Origin of the sequence: Paraburkholderia sp. RL18-085-BIA-A, from assembly GCF_046027075.1 — a bacterium.
Taxonomy (GTDB): domain Bacteria; phylum Pseudomonadota; class Gammaproteobacteria; order Burkholderiales; family Burkholderiaceae; genus Paraburkholderia.
Window position 1 is genome coordinate 1 of the sequence record NZ_JARESU010000046.1, and the last position, 19420, is coordinate 19420.

The window sequence follows — 19420 nt, forward strand, 5'->3', positions numbered from 1 at the left end:
GCGGCAACAAGTACAAGCAGTGCCACGGCAAGATCGCGTAAGACCGAAGGCGGCGCGCTTCTGAGCGCGCCGCGTCGTTTTACGCTGGGCTTCGCCGTTGAATTCGCGGTGGTTCGCGCAACCCGCCCGGGCCATCAGTTTCGTTCCCCTCGATGCCGGCGCCTGCCGGCATTTTCTTCGACAGGTCGCGACCATGGCTGTCAATTTCCCCTCGATTGATCCCGCTCAACTCCATCCCGTGGCCGGCGTTTCGCTCGGCTGGGCGGAGGCGAATATCCGCAAGCCGAACCGCAAGGACGTGCTCGTCATTTCCGTCGACGCAGCCGCGACGGTTGGCGGCGTGTTCACGCAGAACCGTTTTTGCGCGGCGCCCGTCACGGTGTGCCGTGAGAATCTGGAGCGCGTGCGCGCGGGCGGCAAGCCGATTCGCGCGCTGGTCATCAACACCGGTAACGCGAATGCGGGCACGGGTGAACCGGGCCTCGTGGCCGCACGCGAAACTTGCGCCGAACTCGCGCGGCTCGCGGACATCAGGCCGGAACAGGTGCTGCCGTTTTCGACCGGCGTGATTCTCGAACCGCTGCCGGTCGATCGTTTGAAGGCCGGTTTGCCGGCCGCGCTGGCCAACCGCAAGGAAGCGAACTGGTACGACGCCGCGCAGGCAATCATGACCACCGACACGCTGCCGAAGGCCACCTCGCGCCAGGTCACGATCGACGGCCACACGGTCACGCTGACCGGCATCAGCAAGGGCGCCGGCATGATCAAACCGAACATGGCGACCATGCTCGGTTTCCTCGCGTTCGACGCGGCCGTCGCGCAACCGGTGCTCGATGAACTGGTCAGGCACGTCGCGGACCGCTCGTTCAACTGCATCACGATCGATGGCGATACGTCGACCAACGATTCGTTCATCCTGATCGCGTCGGGCAAATCGAGCCTGCCGACGATCACGTCCACCGATTCGCCCGCTTATGCAGCGCTGCGCGACGCGGTGACCGAAGTCGCCCAGAGCCTCGCGCAGCTGATCGTGCGCGACGGCGAAGGCGCGACCAAATTCATGACCGTGCATGTCGAAGGCGGCTCGAGCGTCGGCGAATGCCGCCAGATCGCGTATGCGATCGGCCACTCGCCGCTCGTGAAGACGGCCTTCTATGCATCGGACCCGAACCTCGGCCGCATCCTGGCGGCCATCGGTTATGCCGGCGTGGACGATCTCGACGTCGGCAAGATCGATCTGTATCTGGACGACGTGCTGGTCGCGACTGCCGGCGGCCGCAACCCGGCCTACCGTGAAGAAGACGGCCAGCGCGTCATGAAAAAGAGCGAGATCGGCATTCGCGTGGTACTCGGCCGCGGCAATGCGCAAGCCACGATCTGGACTTGCGATCTGTCGCACGACTACGTGAGCATCAACGCCGACTATCGTTCGTAATCAGGCGCCTTGCGCGGCCCTTTGGCCGCGCATCGGGCCGCTTACTTCACCGTCATGGACAAACTCGAACAGTTTCTGACCCGGGCCGAAGCCGTACTCGTGCGCCTGGAAGCGATGCTCCCGCCCGCCGAGCCTGAGATCGACTGGCCGGCCGCGGTCGCCTTTCGCTGGCGCAAGCGCCAGGGGCGCGGCTACCTGCAGCCCGTACCCGCCATTTCGTCGATCACGCTCGACGACCTGCAAAACATCGATCGGCAGAAAGGGCTGATCGAACAGAACACGCGTCAGTTCGTGCACCAGCAGCCGGCCAACAACGTGCTGCTGACGGGCGCGCGCGGCACCGGCAAATCGTCGCTGATCAAGGCGTGCCTGAACGCGTATGCGAAAGACGGCTTGCGTCTGATCGAAGTGGACAAGGACGATCTGCACGATCTCGGCGATATCGTCGACTTGATCGCGAAGCGGCCCGAGCGCTTCGTGGTGTTCTGCGACGACCTGTCGTTCGAAGACGGCGAGTCGGGCTATAAGGCGCTAAAGGTCGCGCTCGACGGCTCGATTGCCGCGCAGTCGGACAACGTGCTGATCTACGCGACGTCGAACCGCCGCCATCTGCTGCCCGAGTACATGAGCGACAACGAGACGTACAAGCACACGTCCGACGGCGAGATTCATCCGGGTGAGCTGGTCGAAGAGAAGATCTCGCTGTCCGAGCGTTTCGGGCTGTGGGTCAGCTTCTATCCGTTCAAGCAGGACGACTACCTGTCGATCATCGGCCACTGGCTGCGGCATTTCGGCTGCGATGACGCCGAAGTCGAAGCGGCGCGCGGCGACGCTCTGGTGTGGGCGCTCGAACGCGGCTCGCGCTCGGGGCGGGTGGCGTGGCAGTTCGCGCGTGACTGGTCCGGCAGGAAAACCGCGGCATGAGCGACGCGCAGAAGAACGCCGCTGGCCGTCCGGTGACGGAAGTCGCCGTCGGCGTGCTGATTCAGCCGGACGGGCGTTATCTGCTGGCGCAGCGTCCGGCGGGCAAGCCGTACGAGGGCTATTGGGAGTTTCCTGGCGGCAAGCTGGAAGCGGGCGAGTCGGTCGAGGCCGCGCTTGCACGCGAGCTGCACGAGGAACTAGGGATCGACGTTCAGGCGTGCCATCTTTGGCATACGCTCGAACACGATTATCCGCATGCCTATGTGCGGCTTTTCTTCTGCAAGGTCACCCAGTGGTCCGGCGAGCCGCACGGCCGCGAAGGCCAGGCTTTTGTCTGGCAGGCGCTGCCGGCCGATGTCGCGCCGTTGTTGCCCGCGACCATTCCTGTGCTCGAATGGCTCGCGGCTGAAAAGAACGGATAAGAGCTGATCAGAACGGGTCAACGAAGACGCGCGGTAGCGGGTGCTGCACTAGCAGCGCCGGCCCGCGCCAATGCCGCAGCGGGCCGCGCTCAATGCGGGTTGTAGTCCCCGCCAGGCGTTTCATCCGACGCCGCTTCCTGATCGGCCCCGCCGATCTTGTACTTCTCAGCGGCCCAGGCGCCGAGGTCGATCTGTTTGCATCGGTCGGAACAGAACGGGCGGAAGCGGTTTTCAGGGGTCCAGCGGACATCCTTGCCGCAAGTGGGGCATTTGACGACAGTAGGCATACGGTCAGGCAGTCAATCGCAAAACGGAACAAATAACGAATATAGGGGTATTTCGCGCCGCTTCAAAGGCGCGCCCCTCGATCCGGATTTAGCGGGCGAACGTTGCGGTCCGGGTTGTAGGACTGTTCACAGGCTGCACAGCGTGAGCTGAAACGGTACGTCGACATCCACGGCGCGCGGACGCAGATCGCCGTCCTGCACCGTGAAGCGCACCCACAGCATGTACTTGTTGGCGCTCGCCTCTGGAATCACCCGCAATTCAGGTGCCACGCGAACCTGCATCAATTGATATGAACGGCCCGACAGCATCTGCTGGTAGCTGCCTTGCATCCCCATTACTTTCGACGCCTGACCGGACTCGCGCGCGAGCCGCAGAACGATGGTCGCCGCGTCGCGCAGCGGCAGCAGCGGCGTGACCCATTTGGCGATGTCCTGGCGGCGTTGATCGGGATGAAGCTGCTGCCACGCGTAGTAGGACGGCAGGTCGAATTTGCAGGTGCCACCGGGAATGATCGCGCGGCTGCGAATGCTGGCGAGCCACTCGTTGTCTGCAAGATGCTGGCCGGTCTTGCCCTGCATCTGCCCAAGCCCGGCGAGGGTCTGTTCGATTTCGCCGAGCACGGCTTCCAGCGCGTTCTGCTCGATTCCCGGATTGCCACGGAACGGCGCGAGCGTTTGCCGTTGACGTTCGAGTTCTTTCATCAGATCCGATTTCAGATCCGCGCGACCCGCAACCTCTGAGATTTCGAACAACGTTGTCAGTGCGACGTGATGTTCCCTGGCGTCTTCCTGAGTCAGAAAGAACGTGAAGCGCTCGAACAGGTCTTCGAGGCGCAGCAGCGTCCGGATTCGCTCGTTGAAGGGATACTCGTAAAGGATCAAGCGGGCTCGCCTCGGGCGTGGTCGGTGACGGGAATGCAGAACATTCTAATGCCGTGAGACTACCCTAGCAATCACACACTTTTTCAGCACGCATTCGCAACTTTTTTCACGTGTTTCGGGTGGTTTCTGCGTGCTTCGGTAAACGCGGTGCCGCAAAGTTCTGCGGATAGGCGATGACTGGCGCTCGGTGTTCGTGCGCTGCACGCGCGTCCGCCTTGCGCGCGGGTCCGCCTGCGGCTCACGTGCCCGCGAGCGACAGGTACGCGCGATGCTGCGCGTCGACTTGCACTTTCAGCGCGTCGAGCGGCGCGTTGTCGTTGTCGATCACGTCGTCGGCGGCGGCGAGCCGCGCTTCGCGCGTGGCCTGGCGAGCGATGATCGCCAGCACCTGGTCGCGGCCGAAGCCGTTGCGGCTCATCACGCGCGAGATCTGCGTCTCTACGCTGCAATCGACCGTGAGTACGCGGTTCACACGGCCCTTCCAGCTACCGGACTCGACCAGCAGCGGCACCACCACGATCACGTATGGGCCTTGCGCTTCGCGCTGCTCGCGGTTGGTCTCCGCACGAATCAACGGATGCGTGATGGCTTCGAGACGCTTGCGGGCGCCGTCGTCGCTGAATACCAGTTCGCGCATGCGGGCGCGGTCGAGCGAGCCATCTGCTGCGACGAACGCAGCGCCGAATTCAGCGGCAATTTGCGGCATCGCCATTCCGTGTGGCGCGGTGATGTGGTGCGCGATCAGATCGGTGTCGACAAGCGGCACACCGTGCGCGGCGAACAGATCGGCGACGGTCGATTTGCCGCTGCCAATGCCGCCGGTCAGTCCCACGACGAACATGCTTCAGCCTCCCAGAGCCAGATAAAGCGGTGTGCCGAGAAACAGCGTGAGCGCGCCGCCCGCCGCGAGAAACGGCCCGAACGGCAACGGCTCTTCGAAGCGCATGCGGCCGCGCCAAGTGGCCGCGAGGCCGACCACCGCGCCGGCGACCGCCGCGATCAACACGATCTGCGGCAACGCGGCCCAGCCGAGCCATGCGCCAAGTGCCGCGAGCAGTTTGAAATCGCCGTAGCCCATGCCCTCGACGCCGCGCACCAGCCGGAACAGCCAATACACGACCCACAGCACCAGATAGCCGAAGATAGCGCCGAGCACCGCATCGTGCAGGCTCGCGAACATCCCGTTGAAGTTGACGATGATGCCCGCCCACAAAAGCGGCAGCGTCATCGAGTCCGGCAGCAGGTGAGTGTCGATGTCGATCGCGCTCATTGCGAGCAGCGCCGCGCACAGTCCGAACGCGGCGAGCGCCGTGAGGGTCGGGCCGAACAGCGCGAGTGCGCCTGCCGCGAACGCGGCGCTGGCAATTTCGAGCAGCGGATAGCGCAGGCTCACGTGCGCATTGCACGCGGAGCAACGTCCGCGCAGCAGCAGGTAGCTGAGCACCGGCAGGTTCTCCCACGCGCTCAGAACGTGGCCGCAGTGCGGACATGCGCTGCGCGGCACCCACAGGTTGTAGCGCACCGGCAGACCATCGTTTTGCGGCGGTTCGTTGGTCTCGTCGCTGTTCTCCGCGCGCCATGTACGCTCCAGCATGATCGGCAGCCGATGCACGACCACGTTCAGGAAGCTGCCGATCACCAGGCCGAACACGATTGCGAACGTGATCTGCACGCCGGTGGGCAAGCTGCCGAACGCGAGGCCGAGACCGGCCGCGAAGCGGCCCGGCAGCAAGCCCGAGAGCAGACTGGAAGAAGTTTCTGGCACGAGTGAAAGCGGAGCCTGCATGGATAAGGGATGGATTCGGCTGCGATCCTACACCACGTTGCCGAGTTGAATAATGGGAAGATACATCGCGATCACAAGGCCGCCGACCAGCGTCCCCAGCACGACGATCACGAACGGCTCGCACAGGCTGGAAAGCGTGCCGATCTTTTCGTCTACCTGACGATCCGCGAGTGACGCCACGTCGATCAACATGGTGTCCAGTGCTCCGGACTCCTCGGCGACCGCGACCGGCTGCACGACTTCAGGCGGAAAGCAGCGCGAAGCGCGCATCGCTGCGGCGAGCCGTTCGCCGCGCCGCAGCCGCGCGGCGATCTCGGCTGTCGCGCGATCGAAGAAGGCGTTGCCCGTGGCGTGAGTCAGCGAATCGAACGCGTCAGCGAGCGGCGTGCCCGCCGATAACAAGGTGCCGAGCGCGCGGCTCCAGCGCGCCGCGCATAGCGTGCCCAGCAGCGGACCGGCGACCGGCAATCTCAGCGATAAACGCGCGAACCGGATGCGAGCCGTTTCGGAACGCCGCAGCAGAAACGTCCCAGCCGAGGTCAATGCGAAGATCATCGCGAACGCCGGTATGCTCCAGCGCGCCGCTCCGGACGATAACGCCAGCACGAACCGCGTCGGGGCGGGCAGCGTCGCGCCGAAGCCGTCGAAGATCTGCTTGAAGGTCGGCACGACCCATACCAGCAACGCCGCGCTAATGGCGATGGCCAGCAACAGGATCGCCCCCGGATAGGTCAATGCCGCGCGCACCTTGGCGCGTTGCGCGGCGGCGCGCTCGCGATCGTCGGCGATTCTGGCGAGGACGGCGGCCAGGGCGCCGGCCGCCTCGCCCACTTCGACGAGCTGGCAATACAGCGCATTGAATTGCGCGGGGTGCCGTCGTAGTGCCGCCGAGAAACGCAGGCCCGCAGTGATATCGCGCGCCAGTGCGCCGACGATGCGCGGCATGCCCTGCCGGCTCGACGCCTGCGCTTGTGCGAGCAGGTCCAGCGCGGGCGCGAGCGGCAAGCCGGCACGCAGCAGACTGGCGAGCTGCCGGGTGAACAGCGTGACTTCGGCGGCGCGAGCTGTCGGGCGCGGCGCCGGCCCGCGCGCCGTGAGTTCGACGATGAACAGGCTCTCGCGCTTGAGCATGGTTCGCGCAGCGCCCGCGTCCGGCGCGACCAGCGTGCCGCTTTTGTGGATGCCGTCGGCATCGACGCCGCGCCACGCAAAGTGCACGTCGGCCGCAATGGGCTGGTGAATCGTGGCGGTGTTCATGCGACCTCAGTGGCGGCCAGCGCTTCAGCGAGACTGGTGGTGCCGTCGCGCACACGCGCCAACGCCGCGTCGCGCAAGGTCCCTACCTGTTCAATTTGCGCGAGCCGCGCAAGCTCGTGCGTGCCGGCGCTCGCCACGATCAGCTCGCGCATCGCATCGGAGACGGGCATCACTTGATGAACCCCGACGCGGCCCCGGTAGCCGATGCCGTGGCAAGCCGCGCAGCCGGTCGGCGCGTAGGGCTGCCAACCGTCGAGTTGATGCTCGTCGAAGCCCGCCGCGCGCAGCGCCGCAGCCGATTGCGGCGCGGGCGCGCGGCATGCGACGCACAGACGCCGCACCAGCCGCTGCGCTGTGATCATCCGCAACGCAGCCGCGAGGTTGTAGGGCTCGACGCCGATGTCGATCAGGCGCGCGACGGCCGCGGGCGCGTCGTTCGTGTGCAAGGTCGACAGCACGAGGTGGCCGGTTTGCGCGGCTTTCACGGCGACATCGGCGGTTTCGTTATCGCGGATTTCGCCGACCATGATCACGTCGGGGTCCTGTCGCAGAAAGGCGCGCAGCGCCACCGCGAACGTCAGCCCTGCCTTTTCGCGCACGCTCACCTGATTGATACCGGCCAGTTGAATTTCCGCTGGGTCCTCCACCGAGCACAGATTGCGCGCCTCGCCATTCAGAAGATTGAGGAAGCAGTACAGCGACAGAGTCTTGCCGCTTCCTGTGGGCCCGGTCACGAGCACGAGACCGTGCGGCGCGCGAATCGCCGCATCGACCGTCACGCGTTGCTGCGGATCGAGGCCCAGCGAGTCGAGCGAAAGATCGGTGGGCAATGCATCGAGCCGACGTAGCACCAGCTTTTCGCCGAATAGCGTGGGCAAGGAGTTGACGCGGTAGTCTTCGACTCGGCCAGGCGACGTCGCGATGCGCAGCCGGCCGTCTTGCGGCACGCGCCGTTCGGCGATATCCATACGCGCCAGCACCTTCACACGCGTAATGAATGCATCGCGCAGATGAGCGGGCGGCTGCGCGATTTCATGCAGCACGCCGTCGATTCGCAAGCGCATGCGCCAGCCGTGCTCGGCCGGTTCGATATGCAGGTCCGACGCGTTGCGCCGGGTCGCTTCCTGCAACGTGTCGGTCAAAAGACGCACGGCTGGTGCGCTGTCGGGATCGGTGAGATGGGCCGCGTTACTTTCTGCGGCGAATGGATTGGGCTTCGCCCGTGGCGCGCCGTCGCTGTCGAATGCGATGGGCCGGGGTGGCGCCGACGACGTGGATTGAATAGGAGTTTGCACGAGAGACCGGGGATGAGCCGCCTGTAGAACATGACGGCTTCATCTTCCGGTAACGCGGCCGGCGCCGCCATTCAGCCATTCGGCTAATGGCGCGCGCCGTGCGGGTGTGCGATGCTGGCGGCGTCTCGAACCCTACGGCACGGCGCTTAGCGCAGCACGGCTTTGCCGGGCTTCGTGCGCGACGGCGGCCTGAACAGCTTGACCGTGCGAATCGCCTGATCGTCGCTGCGCATGACTTCGAGTTTGACGTCGCGAATTTGCACGCACACGTCGCCGTCGGGAATGTCTTCGAGAATTTCGAGGATCAGGCCGTTGAGCGTTTTCGGCCCGTCGGTGGGCAGCGTGAGTTGCAGCCAGCGGTTCAGTTCGCGCAGCGGCATGCTGCCCGCGACGATGCATTCGCCGTTCTCGTTCCAGCCGCCGCGCGAATTGGCGCTACGCGGAATCGACGTGGTGAATTCACCGATCAGCTCTTCGATGATGTCTTCCGGCGTGACTAGACCTTGCAGTTCGCCGTATTCGTTGACAACCAGCGCCGTGCGGTGACGGCTCTCCTGGAAGTATTGGAGCTGCTGGAAAACCGGCGTGCCGGTCGGCACGAAGTAGGGCTCGGCCAGCAATTCGCGCAGCGTCTCGCGCTCCAGCTCCTGGTTGTGCAGGGCCGCGAGCGTCTTGCGAACGTGCAGCACGCCCAGCACCCGGTCGATGTCACCCTGGTAGACGATCAGCTTGTTGTGATAGCAGGTTTCCAGTTGATGCAGGATCTGTTCGAACGGCGCCTCGAAGTCGAGCGCCTCGATGCGGCGGCGCGGGATCATCACGTCGTCGACGGAAATGTTTTCGAGGTCGAACAGGTTCAGCAGAATGCTACGGTGCTTGGTCGGCATGAAGCTGCCCGATTCCAGCACGATTGTGCGCAGTTCCTCGGTGGACAGGCGCTGATCGCGCGCGCCTTTCGTATTGATGTGCAGCACACGCAGGATGCCCGTCGCGAACAAATTCACGAACCAGACGAGCGGCTTGGCCACACGCATCATGGGCGCGATTAGCAGGCTGGCCGGCAGCGCAATCTTTTCGGGGAACGTCGCACCGACGATTTTCGGCGTGATTTCTGCGAACACGATGATCAGGAACGCGACGATGCCAGTTGCGATAGACAGCACGAGGTTGTTGCGGCCGAACGTGTGTAGCGCGATCGACGTGGTGAGCACCGGGATGATCGTATTGAACAGATTGTTGCCGATCAGTACGACACTCAGCAGTTGATCGGTGCGCGCGAGCAGGCTTTGGGTGGTCCTCGCACCGAGCGCGTTCTGATTGGCAAGATGTTTCAGCCGATGGCGGTTAAGCGCCATCATCGCTGTTTCGGAAATGGAAAAGAAGCTGGAGCAGATAAGCAGCAGAAAGACGGCGCCAATCTGCGCCCATAAGGGAAGTTGTTCCACGCGTCGTGCAGAATAGGGGAGAGGATGAGAGAATATAGCAGAGGGGGGCGGGGGAGCCGCCCGGGTAAGCGGTGTTGCGCGGGCAGACGGCGCACACCTGCGGGGAGGACCGCGCAGGAAGCAGGACAGAAGCAAGTCGCGCCCAAAACAAAAAACCGCCGAGCAAGCTGGGCGGTTTTTCGAGCCTTGAACTAACAAGGCAAATCTGGTCGGGGTGAGAGGATTCGAACCTCCGGCCTCTACGTCCCGAACGTAGCGCTCTACCAGGCTAAGCTACACCCCGATGTGTACTGCGGACTCGATTCAGACTAATCCGGCGTTTCAGTCCAGTTCAAGACTGCCTTGCCGTCGAGTAAGAACATAATTCTAGCAGGCTATCTTTGAAAATGGAACCGGGAAATGAAGAAATTGCTGCTGCCGCTGCCTGCGCTTCCTGCTTCGCGCATTCGAGTGTGTGATCCAGCGCGCCGGAACGCGTGATTGCGTCGAAAATCGTGTCGAAACGGGCCGTGCCGCCTTGCTCGATCGCTTCGCGCGCGAGCGCCGACTGCTCCGGCGTGCCGCGTTCGATCAGATAGATCAGCGGGAGCGTGGGCTTGCCTTCGCGCAGATCGTCGCCCGCGTTCTTGCCCATCGACTCTGCCGTGCCCGTGTAGTCGAGCCAGTCGTCCATGATCTGGAACGCGGTGCCGATGCGGCGGCCGAATTCCGCGGCGGCCGCTTCGGTTTTCGCGTCCGCGCCGGCCAGCACCGCGCCGAGTTGCGCGGCCGCCTCGAACAACTTGGCCGTCTTGTAGCGGATCACCTGCATGTAGCGGGCTTCGTCGACGTCCGCGTCGTGCATGTTCAGCAACTGCAGCACTTCGCCTTCGGAGATGATGTTGGTCGCCTCCGAGAGAATCTCCATCACGCGCATCTTGCCCACGCCGACCATCATCTGGAACGAGCGCGAGTAGAGAAAATCGCCCACCAGCACGCTCGCGGCGTTGCCGAACAGCGCATTGGCGGTCTGGCGGCCGCGCCGCAGATCGGATTCGTCGACCACGTCGTCGTGCAGGAGGGTCGCAGTGTGGATGAATTCGACCACCGCCGCCAGTTCGTGCCGGTGACCCGTGGTTTCGCCCAGCGCGCCCGCCACCAGCAGCAGTAGCGCGGGCCGGAGCCGTTTGCCGCCGGCGCTGATGATGTACTCGGAAATCTGGTTGATCAGCATCACGTCGGACGCAAGGCGGTGCCGGATGACGCGATTGACCTGCTGCATGTCTTCGGCGATCGGAGCGAGCAGGCTGGCGGCGTTGGAGGAGGGGGTGGCAGTCGACGACATGATGGCTGAATTGGGTAGTGCCGCGAATTATAAGGCGAATCGCGGCAGTTCCGGGTCGCAGGCTGCGGCGCGGCGCATTCGGGGCAGCGGCCGGGCCGTGCGCACGGGCGCTGCGACAAGGTCCCGGGCGCTGCGCAGGGTGGCTCTCAATGAGTTTTGACCGAGCAGCTAACTCTATGTATAATCACGGGTTTCCGCGCGCGGTGCGTGGGAAAAATGAATACAGAGTGAGGTTCTCAATGTACGCGGTCATAAAAACCGGTGGCAAGCAGTATAAAGTTGCCGTCGGCGAAAAACTTAAAGTAGAACAGATACCGGCAGACATTGACGCTGAAATCACGCTCGACCAGGTTCTCGCAGTGGGCGAAGGCGAATCGATTAAGTTCGGTACGCCGCTGGTCAGTGGGGCTTCCGTCAAGGCTACCGTCGTGTCGCAAGGTCGTCACGCAAAAGTGACCATCTTCAAGATGCGTCGCCGGAAGCACTACCAGAAGCATGGCGGCCACCGCCAGAACTATACCGAACTGCGCATCGACGCGATCAACGCGTAAGCGCACCGGTTAAGGAGCAAATCAAATGGCACACAAAAAGGCAGGCGGATCGTCCCGCAACGGCCGCGACTCTGAATCGAAGCGTCTCGGCGTGAAGGTTTACGGCGGCCAGGCTATCAACGCTGGTGGCATCATCGTGCGTCAACGCGGCACGCGTATGCACGCTGGTGACAACGTCGGTATCGGCAAGGATCACACCTTGTTCGCTCTGACGGACGGCCACGTCCAGTTCTCGACGAAAGGCGCAGCGAAGAAGCACATGGTCAACGTCGTCCCGGCAGCAGTCTGAGTTTTAGACTGGCACGGGCTTCAGGACCGGAAAAGGCCCCGCGAAGTTAGCGGGGCTTTTTTTATTGCGGCGCTTTCGCGGGATTCGCGGGGTCGATCGTCGATGCCGGCGCGGCTATGCCGTTCGGTCGATTGATCAACGCGTGGCGGGCGCGGCAAAATAGCAGCATCCGATAGCAACAAATCTGGCAGCACCATCTGGCAGCACACCACGGGACGGAGTTACGCATGAAGTTCATTGACGAAGCGAGGATTGAAGTCATCGCCGGCGACGGAGGGGATGGCAGCGCGTCGATGCGCCGCGAGAAATTCGTTCCGTTCGGCGGCCCTGATGGCGGCGACGGCGGACGGGGCGGCAGCGTGATCGCGGTCGCGGACCGCAACATCAACACGCTGATCGACTACCGCTACGCGAAAAAGCATCTGGCGCGTAACGGCGAAAACGGCCGCGGCTCGGACTGCTACGGCAAGGGCGGCGACGATATCACGCTGCGCATGCCGGTCGGCACCACGATTACCGACATGGAAACCGGCGAGCTGATCGCCGACCTGACCGAGCACAACCAGAGCGTGCAGATCGCGCAGGGCGGTGCGGGCGGTCTCGGCAATCTGCATTTCAAATCCAGCACGAACCGCGCGCCGCGCCAGAAGACCGACGGCAAGCCGGGCGAGCGCCGCATGGTGCGCCTCGAGTTGAAGGTGCTGGCCGACGTGGGCCTGCTCGGCATGCCGAACGCCGGCAAATCGACGTTCATCTCGTCGGTGTCGAACGCCAAGCCGAAGATCGCCGACTACCCGTTCACCACGCTCGCGCCGAATCTCGGCGTGGTGCGCGTCGGGCCGAGCCGCAGCTTCGTGATCGCCGACATTCCCGGTTTGATCGAAGGCGCGGCGGAAGGCGCTGGCCTCGGTCACCAGTTCCTGCGTCACCTGCAACGTACCGGCTTGTTGCTGCACATCGTCGACCTCGCACCGTTCGACGAAGCGGTCGATCCAGTCGCGGAAGCCAAAGCGATCGTCAACGAACTGCGCAAGTACGACGATCTGCTGTATCAAAAGCCGCGTTGGCTCGTGCTCAACAAGCTCGACATGGTGCCCGAAGACGAGCGTGAAGCGCGAGTTTCGGCATTCCTCGAAGGATTCGGCTGGGAAGGCCAGGTGTTCGAAATTTCGGCGCTGACCGGCCAGGGTTGCGAGAACCTTTGCTACGCGGTGTTCGACTACATCTCCGCGCATTCGGACGCGCAACGCGCGGCGGAAGCCGAAGATCTCGCCGCCGACGTGCGTTTCCGCGAGAAGCCGCAAGCACCGGCCGCGGCCGACGGGTCCGGCGCCGACCCGCAGGAATAGTAAAGCTCGAGCGCCGGCGCCTGGGTGGGCTGCCGGCTTGCATCACGCGTCATCTTGGGAGACCGCGCACAATGCGATCCGTCATCGCAGATTCACGGCGATTGGTAGTGAAAGTCGGTTCGAGCCTCGTCACGAATGACGGGCGCGGCCTCGATCATGCTGCGATCGGCCGCTGGGCCGCGCAGATTGCCGCCCTGCGCGCGCAAGGCAAGGAAGTGGTGCTGGTCAGTTCGGGCGCCATCGCCGAAGGAATGCAGCGGCTCGGTTGGACCAAAAGGCCACGCGAAATCGACGAATTGCAGGCAGCTGCGGCCGTCGGTCAAATGGGCCTTGCGCAGGTGTACGAAAGCCGCTTTGCCGAGCACGCCATTCAGACCGCGCAGATTTTGCTGACCCACGCCGACCTGGCCGACCGCGAGCGCTATCTGAACGCGCGCTCCACGTTGCTCACGCTGCTGCGTCTGGGCGTGGTGCCGATCATCAACGAGAACGACACGGTCGTCACCGACGAAATCAAGTTCGGCGACAACGACACGCTGGGCGCGCTGGTCGCCAATCTGATCGAAGGCGATGCGCTCGTCATCCTTACTGATCAGCAAGGTCTCTTCACCGCCGACCCGCGCAAGGACCCGAACGCGACGCTCGTTCAGCAGGCCGATGCCGGTGCGCCGGAGCTCGAAGCGATGGCAGGCGGTGCGGGCTCGAGCCTCGGTCGCGGCGGCATGCTGACCAAGATTCTCGCCGCGAAGCGCGCAGCTCACAGCGGCGCGAATACGGTGATCGCGAGCGGGCGTGAAGCGGATGTGTTGTCGCGCCTGGCCTCGGGCGAGGCGATCGGCACGCAGTTGATAGCGCGCACTGCGCGGATGGCAGCGCGCAAGCAATGGATGGCCGACCATCTGCAGGTGCGAGGCCACGTGGTGATCGACGACGGCGCGGTTGAAAAGCTGACCGCTGGCGGAAAGAGTTTGCTGCCCATCGGTATTGTCGGTGTGCAGGGCGCGTTTGCGCGCGGCGAGGTGATCGCTTGCCTGAGCGCCGCAGGGCGTGAAGTGGCGCGCGGCCTGACGAACTACAGCAGCTCGGAAACCAAGCTGATTCAGCGGCGTCCGAGCGGCGAAATCGAATCGGTGCTCGGCTACATGCTGGAGCCCGAGTTGATCCATCGCGACAACCTGGTGCTGGTCTGATTCGCTGACCGGCACGCGCGAGCGGCTTATGAAAAAAGCCGTTCCAGCTTGTGCTGGAACGGCTTTTTTCATATCCATAACGTGCCCAGACTGAAGGCACGCGCAAACGAGACGCGTCTCAGTGAATCAACGAGGTCGCGGTGCGCTTGTAGCGGATGTTCTCGACAATCTGCTTGGCGTTGCCGGTGGGAATCTTGTTCGCGCACATGTAATCCTGATACAGCGCCGCGTGATACGCGTTCAGCGCGCCGTTCTCGATGCGCGAGAACTCGTTGGCGACCGTCCTGTCCCAGCCGTCGTGATCTGCGTTCAGGCCCGCATACAGGCGCCATTCGTAGGTGTCGCAGCGAATCCCTTCGTAGTTCACATTGCGGGCGCCGCCCGGACTCGTCACGACCACGGTATAGCGCACCACGCCGTCGGAGCCCACGCTCAACGAGTTCCGATCGATCGCAAACTGCAGCGGCGTATTGCCCGACACTTCGAAAGGCAGCAGATTCGAGTCTTGCGGCAGCGGCGGCAAGGTGTCCACCTTGTTTTCAACCCAGTTGCCTTTGCGGTCGAGCAGGTAGACAAACGTGCTGTCGTCCTTATTGGTGGGTTTGCCGGCGCTCGAACAGCCAGCCAGCAGGGCGCCGGTGGCGACGCACGCCACGACGAGTGCAAGTGCTTTCAATATGGTTTCCTCGAAACACTGGCGCGGCTCGAGGAGCCGCGCCAGTAGAGGCGGCGTGGACAGCCGCACAGAGTTGTTAATTGCGCACGCCCGGGCGGAGTAGCGAGCCGGCGGTCTCGCCAGCCGATTCGTCTTCGTGCTCCGGACCGGCGCCCACTTCGGCCGCTGACCTGGAGCCCGAACCGCAATCGGACGCGATTGTGACGTGAACCGATGTTTCGATGCTGACGGACGTTATGGAAGTCACCGTCATTACCGTGGAATCCGGTGGACTTTCCATTGTCGACGCTATCCGTGGATAACGCGACACATGGTGCCCGCCAGGTTTTTCCGCACGCGGCGCAGCTCGGCGCATGAAACGGGATAGCTCCGTCAGCGCCAACTGATACACATCCCGCTTGAACTCGATCACACAGTCGAGCGGCACCCAGTACTCGTTCCAACGCCACGCATCGAACTCAGGGTGGTCGGTGGCGCGCAAGCAGATGTCGCAATCGCGTCCTACCATCCGAAGCAAGAACCAGATTTGTTTCTGGCCGCGGTAATGACCGCGTACTTCGCGCTTGATGAACTTGTCAGGCACCTCGTAACGCAACCAGTCGCGCGTGCGACCGATCACCTTGACGTGCTCAGGAAGCAACCCGGTTTCTTCGTGTAACTCCCGATACATCGCTTGCACAGGGGTCTCTCCGTACTTGATGCCCCCTTGCGGAAACTGCCAGGAATGTTCACGGAGCCGTTTGCCCCAAAACACCTCGTTGTGCGCGTTCAAGAGGATGATGCCGACGTTCGGGCGAAAGCCTTCACGATCCAGCATACAACCACCTTCGAATCCTTTAAAATTGCTTTGATTATAAACAGATAACGGGCCTGACGCACCGAATCGACCCAGAATGGAACGATTCGCCGCAAAAGGCCCGCGTTTGCGGTAGCCTGTCAGTCTTTCCGCGCCTTATCCGTTGTGCAAGAAGCTTTGCGCCACGGCTTCGGGGCCGCGATCGGGCAGCGCTGGCGGTTGTCACGCAAACCGTACCGGCTCTGCGCCGGATCTGTGTCGATTCCCCACTGTTTTCACCTTTCGGGCGGTCCCTCCGGTGCCGCCGCTTTTGGAAAATCTGAATGAAAGCTTCCCGTTTCTTTATCGGCACGCTGAAAGAAGCTCCCGCCGACGCCGAAATCGTCAGCCACAAGCTCATGGTGCGCGCCGGCATGATCCGCCGCGTCGCCGGCGGTATCTATAACTACCTGCCGGTCGGCCTGCGCTCGATCCGCAAGGTGGAAAACATCGTGCGCGAAGAAATGAACCGGGCGGGCGCGATCGAGTTGCTGATGCCGTCGGTGCAGCCGGCCGAGTTATGGCAAGAATCGGGCCGCTGGGAAAAGTACGGCCCCGAGTTGCTGCGTTTCAAGGACCGCAAGCAATCGGACTTCGTACTCGGACCGACGCACGAAGAAGTGGTCACGGACATCGCGCGCAACCAGATCAAGAGCTACCGCCAGTTGCCGGTGAACTTCTATCAGGTGCAGACGAAGTTCCGCGACGAGATCCGTCCGCGTTTCGGCGTGATGCGCGGCCGCGAGTTCATCATGAAAGACGCGTACTCGTTCGACAAGGACGCTGAAGGTCTGCGCGAGACGTATCGCAAGATGTACGACGCGTATGTGCGGATCTTCACGCGCCTCGGCCTGGACTTTCGCGCGGTGGCGGCGGACAACGGTTCGATCGGCGGCAGCGGCTCGCACGAATTCCACGTGATCGCCGACACCGGTGAAGACGCGATCGCCTACTGCCCGACCTCGGACTTCGCGGCGAACGTCGAAGCGGCTGAAGCGCTGCCGCTCTACGCGCAACGCGCGGCGCCGGCTGAAGAGATGACGAAGACCGCCACGCCCGGCAAGGCGAAGTGCGAGGCCGTCGCCGAACTGCTGAACATTCCGCTCGAACGCACGATCAAGTCGATCGTCCTGGCAACGGAAAACGAAGGCGCCGAGCCGACCATCTGGCTGCTGATGCTGCGCGGCGATCACGATCTGAACGAGATCAAGGCAAGCAAGCTGCCGGGTCTGGCCGACTTCCGCATGGCGACCGAAGCCGAGATTATCGAGACCTTCGGCACGCCGCCGGGTTACCTCGGTCCGATCAACACGAAGAAGCCGGTCAAGGTCGTCGCGGATAGTACGGTCGCGAACATGAGCGACTTCGTGGTCGGCTCGAACGAGGTGGATTACCACACCACCGGCGTGAACTGGGGCCGCGATCTGCCGGAGCCGTTCGTCGCCGACATTCGCAACGTGAAGAAGGGCGATCCGTCGCCGGACGGCAAGGGTGAGATCGACATCTGCCGTGGTATCGAAGTGGGCCACGTGTTCCAGCTCGGCCGCAAGTATTCGGAAGCGATGAACGCCAACTGCCTCGACGAAACCGGCAAGCCGCAGCCGATGGAAATGGGCTGCTACGGTATCGGCATCACGCGCATTCTCGGCGCCGCGATCGAACAGAATTTCGACGAGAAGGGCATCATCTGGCCGGAGTCGATTGCGCCGTTCGAAGTCGTACTGTGCCCGATGGGCTATGACCGTAGCGATGCCGTGCGAGAGCAGGCCGACAAGTTGTACGCGGCCCTGGTCGAAGCGGGCATCGACGTGATCCTCGACGACCGTGGCGAGCGCCCGGGCGTGATGTTCGCCGACTGGGAGTTGATCGGCGTGCCGCATCGTCTGGTGATCGGCGACCGTGGTCTGAAGGACGGCAAGCTCGAATACCAGGGCCGCCGCGACGCAGAGGCGACGCTGCTGCCGGTCGAGGAAGCGGCGCAGACGGTGATCGGGAAAGTTCGCGCAGCGTTGGCGCGCTAAGCGGAGCGGACAGTGGAGTACACCTTCCTGTCCGCGACCGTCCTGCTGATTCTGATCACCGATCCACTCGGCAATATTCCGCTCTTCATCAGTTGCCTGCGCAGCGTGTCGCCCGAGCGTCGCACGGTTGTCATTCTGCGCGAGGTGGCGATCGCGTTCGTGATCCTGCTGGCTTTCATGGTGTTGGGGCAGGGCTTCCTGCGCATGATGAGTCTGAGCGACCAGTCAATGCGCATCGGCGGCGGGATCGTGCTGTTTCTGATCGCGCTCAGAATGGTGTTCCCGCATCCGGACGGTCCGTTCGGCGGCGACGCGCGCGGCGGCGAGCCGCTGATCGTGCCGCTCGCGATTCCCGCACTGGCGGGGCCGTCGGCGCTCGCAACGGTGATGCTGCTGACATCGCAGGCGCCCGGCAAGACATTCGAATGGATCGGCGCGCTGACCGTCACGATGATCGTCTGCGCGATCGTGCTGATGCTGGCCGAACGCATTCAGAAGTGGCTGGGCGAGCGCACGATGGCGGCCTTCGAGCGGCTGATGGGGCTGGTGCTGGTGGCGATCTCGGTCGAGATGATGCTGGGCGGTATCCGGGCTTTCGTGCATCAACTGTGAGCCTGGGAGCGGCGAGCCATGCAGCGCTAGCCGCGCAGGTTCCCGCCTTGCTCTTTTCGTTGCTCTTCACCGCACCAACAAAAAAGCGGCCCGCGCGGGCCGCTTTTTCTACGCCGGTTTCTCAACCGGCATGCCGCGTCACCGCGGCAACTCCAAACGCGCAATTCACGCGCCTTCCGTCAACGCGCGAATAGTCGGCAGGTTGCGCCAGTAACCCTTCGCGTCCATGCCGCAGCCGAACACATAGCGGTCCGGCACTTCGAAGCCGCAGTAATCCGGGCGCAGCGGCTTGGCCTTCGGAATGATCTTCTCGCACAGCACCGCGCTCAGGAAGCGCTTCGCGCCCATCGCGAGAATGCGGTCTCGGATCGCGGCCATTGTCTCGCCTTCGTCGAGGATGTCGTCGAGCACCAGCACGACGCGATCTTTCACCGACTCGGCCGGCGCGACACGCCATTGCATCTCGTTGCCGCCCTTGGTGGTGTTACGGTAGCGGGTCAGATGGATGTAGTCGAACTCGAGCGGGAAATCGAGGTGCGGCAGCAGCATGCCGGTGAACACCGCGGCGCCGCCCATCACCGACAGCACGAGCGGGAAGTCCTCGCTCATCTCGTCGCGGATGGCGGCAGCCATGCCGCTGATCGACGCGTTGACGTCGCTGGCCGAAACGATTTCTTCGGAGTGGCTGAAAATGTGGAGGGCTTCTTCGCGGTTCATGACGTCTGACGGGCGATAACTGGGTACATAGTGTGGGTGAGAGCGGCGGCTTGCGGTACAGAATAACGCACGAATCCTGAGTCAGCCGCGCGTTCCGCAATTTCTGCGCACAAGCGCGGCCGC

20 protein-coding genes and 1 tRNA gene are annotated in these 19420 nt (G+C 63.4%); 9 read left to right on the forward strand and 12 right to left on the reverse strand.

All coding sequences use genetic code 11. The features are described 5' to 3' along the window. Positions 1-193 precede the first annotated feature (193 nt). From argJ to mutT, 3 genes are read left to right on the forward strand one after another with little or no spacing between them, the layout of a single operon-like run. Positions 194-1435: a bifunctional glutamate N-acetyltransferase/amino-acid acetyltransferase ArgJ gene (gene argJ / locus P0D89_RS26695; protein ID WP_408360269.1), complete on the forward strand. Its 1242-nt coding sequence runs from the start codon at positions 194-196 to the stop codon at positions 1433-1435. Between the two features lie 54 nt (positions 1436-1489). Beyond that, positions 1490-2359, forward strand: a complete 870-nt coding sequence (locus tag P0D89_RS26700) for an ATP-binding protein (protein WP_408360379.1) — start codon at positions 1490-1492, stop codon at positions 2357-2359. After that, positions 2356-2781 carry an 8-oxo-dGTP diphosphatase MutT gene (gene mutT, locus P0D89_RS26705; protein WP_408360271.1) on the forward strand — a complete coding sequence of 142 codons (426 nt, stop codon included), beginning with the start codon at positions 2356-2358 and terminating at the stop codon, positions 2779-2781. The genes P0D89_RS26700 and mutT overlap by 4 nt, the downstream gene beginning before the upstream one ends. An 89-nt stretch (positions 2782-2870) precedes the next feature. On the opposite strand, the gene yacG is transcribed toward mutT, so the two are convergent. The 9 genes from yacG to P0D89_RS26750 form a co-directional block, all read right to left on the reverse strand. Next, positions 2871-3068 carry a DNA gyrase inhibitor YacG gene (gene yacG / locus P0D89_RS26710; protein ID WP_408360273.1) on the reverse strand — a complete coding sequence of 66 codons (198 nt, stop codon included), beginning with the start codon at positions 3066-3068 and terminating at the stop codon, positions 2871-2873. 126 nt (positions 3069-3194) lie between these two features. Next, positions 3195-3950 (reverse strand): cell division protein ZapD, encoded by a 756-nt coding sequence (gene zapD, locus P0D89_RS26715; protein WP_408360275.1) that lies wholly within the window; start codon positions 3948-3950, stop codon positions 3195-3197. Between the two features lie 238 nt (positions 3951-4188). Next, positions 4189-4791: a dephospho-CoA kinase gene (gene coaE, locus P0D89_RS26720; RefSeq protein ID WP_408360277.1), complete on the reverse strand. Its 603-nt coding sequence runs from the start codon at positions 4789-4791 to the stop codon at positions 4189-4191. A gap of 3 nt (positions 4792-4794) precedes the next feature. Then, a complete protein-coding gene (locus tag P0D89_RS26725) occupies positions 4795-5736 on the reverse strand; it encodes a prepilin peptidase (protein WP_408360279.1) in 942 nt (313 codons plus the stop codon). Positions 5737-5763: 27 nt separating this feature from the next. After that, positions 5764-6993: a type II secretion system F family protein gene (locus tag P0D89_RS26730; protein WP_408377479.1), complete on the reverse strand. Its 1230-nt coding sequence runs from the start codon at positions 6991-6993 to the stop codon at positions 5764-5766. Next, the gene (locus P0D89_RS26735; RefSeq protein WP_408360283.1) at positions 6990-8288 is read right to left on the reverse strand and encodes a GspE/PulE family protein; all 1299 of its coding nucleotides are present in this window, start codon (positions 8286-8288) and stop codon (positions 6990-6992) included. The genes P0D89_RS26730 and P0D89_RS26735 overlap by 4 nt, the downstream gene beginning before the upstream one ends. A 146-nt stretch (positions 8289-8434) precedes the next feature. Then, positions 8435-9733, reverse strand: coding sequence for an HlyC/CorC family transporter (locus tag P0D89_RS26740; RefSeq protein ID WP_408360285.1), 1299 nt, complete (start codon positions 9731-9733; stop codon positions 8435-8437). A gap of 206 nt (positions 9734-9939) precedes the next feature. Continuing rightward, a tRNA-Pro gene (locus tag P0D89_RS26745) sits at positions 9940-10016 on the reverse strand. A 48-nt stretch (positions 10017-10064) separates the two neighbouring features. Next, positions 10065-11057 carry a polyprenyl synthetase family protein gene (locus P0D89_RS26750; protein WP_408360287.1) on the reverse strand — a complete coding sequence of 331 codons (993 nt, stop codon included), beginning with the start codon at positions 11055-11057 and terminating at the stop codon, positions 10065-10067. A gap of 239 nt (positions 11058-11296) precedes the next feature. Here P0D89_RS26750 and rplU point away from each other — a divergent pair, with 239 nt between their 5' ends. The 4 genes from rplU to proB all read left to right on the forward strand — a co-directional run bounded on the left by rplU (position 11297) and on the right by proB (position 14436). After that, positions 11297-11608, forward strand: a complete 312-nt coding sequence (gene rplU / locus P0D89_RS26755) for a 50S ribosomal protein L21 (RefSeq protein WP_007180329.1) — start codon at positions 11297-11299, stop codon at positions 11606-11608. Between the two features lie 25 nt (positions 11609-11633). Next, positions 11634-11897, forward strand: a complete 264-nt coding sequence (gene rpmA, locus P0D89_RS26760; protein ID WP_149673435.1) for a 50S ribosomal protein L27 — start codon at positions 11634-11636, stop codon at positions 11895-11897. A gap of 227 nt (positions 11898-12124) precedes the next feature. Further along, entirely contained in the window at positions 12125-13246 is a 1122-nt protein-coding gene (cgtA, locus tag P0D89_RS26765; protein WP_408360289.1) for an Obg family GTPase CgtA, read from the forward strand. 71 nt (positions 13247-13317) lie between these two features. Next, positions 13318-14436: a glutamate 5-kinase gene (gene proB / locus P0D89_RS26770; protein WP_408360291.1), complete on the forward strand. Its 1119-nt coding sequence runs from the start codon at positions 13318-13320 to the stop codon at positions 14434-14436. A 118-nt stretch (positions 14437-14554) separates the two neighbouring features. Here proB and P0D89_RS26775 read toward each other — a convergent pair whose 3' ends face one another. Both P0D89_RS26775 and P0D89_RS26780 read right to left on the reverse strand, forming a co-directional pair. Further along, on the reverse strand, positions 14555-15112 hold the full coding sequence (locus P0D89_RS26775; protein ID WP_408360293.1) for a CNP1-like family protein: 558 nt from the start codon (positions 15110-15112) through the stop codon (positions 14555-14557). A gap of 76 nt (positions 15113-15188) precedes the next feature. Then, positions 15189-15929, reverse strand: a complete 741-nt coding sequence (locus tag P0D89_RS26780) for an RNA pyrophosphohydrolase (RefSeq protein ID WP_408360295.1) — start codon at positions 15927-15929, stop codon at positions 15189-15191. Positions 15930-16231: 302 nt separating this feature from the next. On the opposite strand from P0D89_RS26780, the gene P0D89_RS26785 reads away from it, so the two are divergent. Further along, on the forward strand, positions 16232-17968 hold the full coding sequence (locus P0D89_RS26785) for a proline--tRNA ligase (RefSeq protein WP_408360297.1): 1737 nt from the start codon (positions 16232-16234) through the stop codon (positions 17966-17968). Positions 17969-17980: 12 nt separating this feature from the next. After that, positions 17981-18580, forward strand: coding sequence for a MarC family protein (locus P0D89_RS26790; RefSeq protein WP_408360299.1), 600 nt, complete (start codon positions 17981-17983; stop codon positions 18578-18580). Positions 18581-18745: 165 nt separating this feature from the next. On the opposite strand, the gene P0D89_RS26795 is transcribed toward P0D89_RS26790, so the two are convergent. Next, positions 18746-19297: a hypoxanthine-guanine phosphoribosyltransferase gene (locus P0D89_RS26795; protein WP_042320806.1), complete on the reverse strand. Its 552-nt coding sequence runs from the start codon at positions 19295-19297 to the stop codon at positions 18746-18748. Positions 19298-19420: the final 123 nt, after the last annotated feature.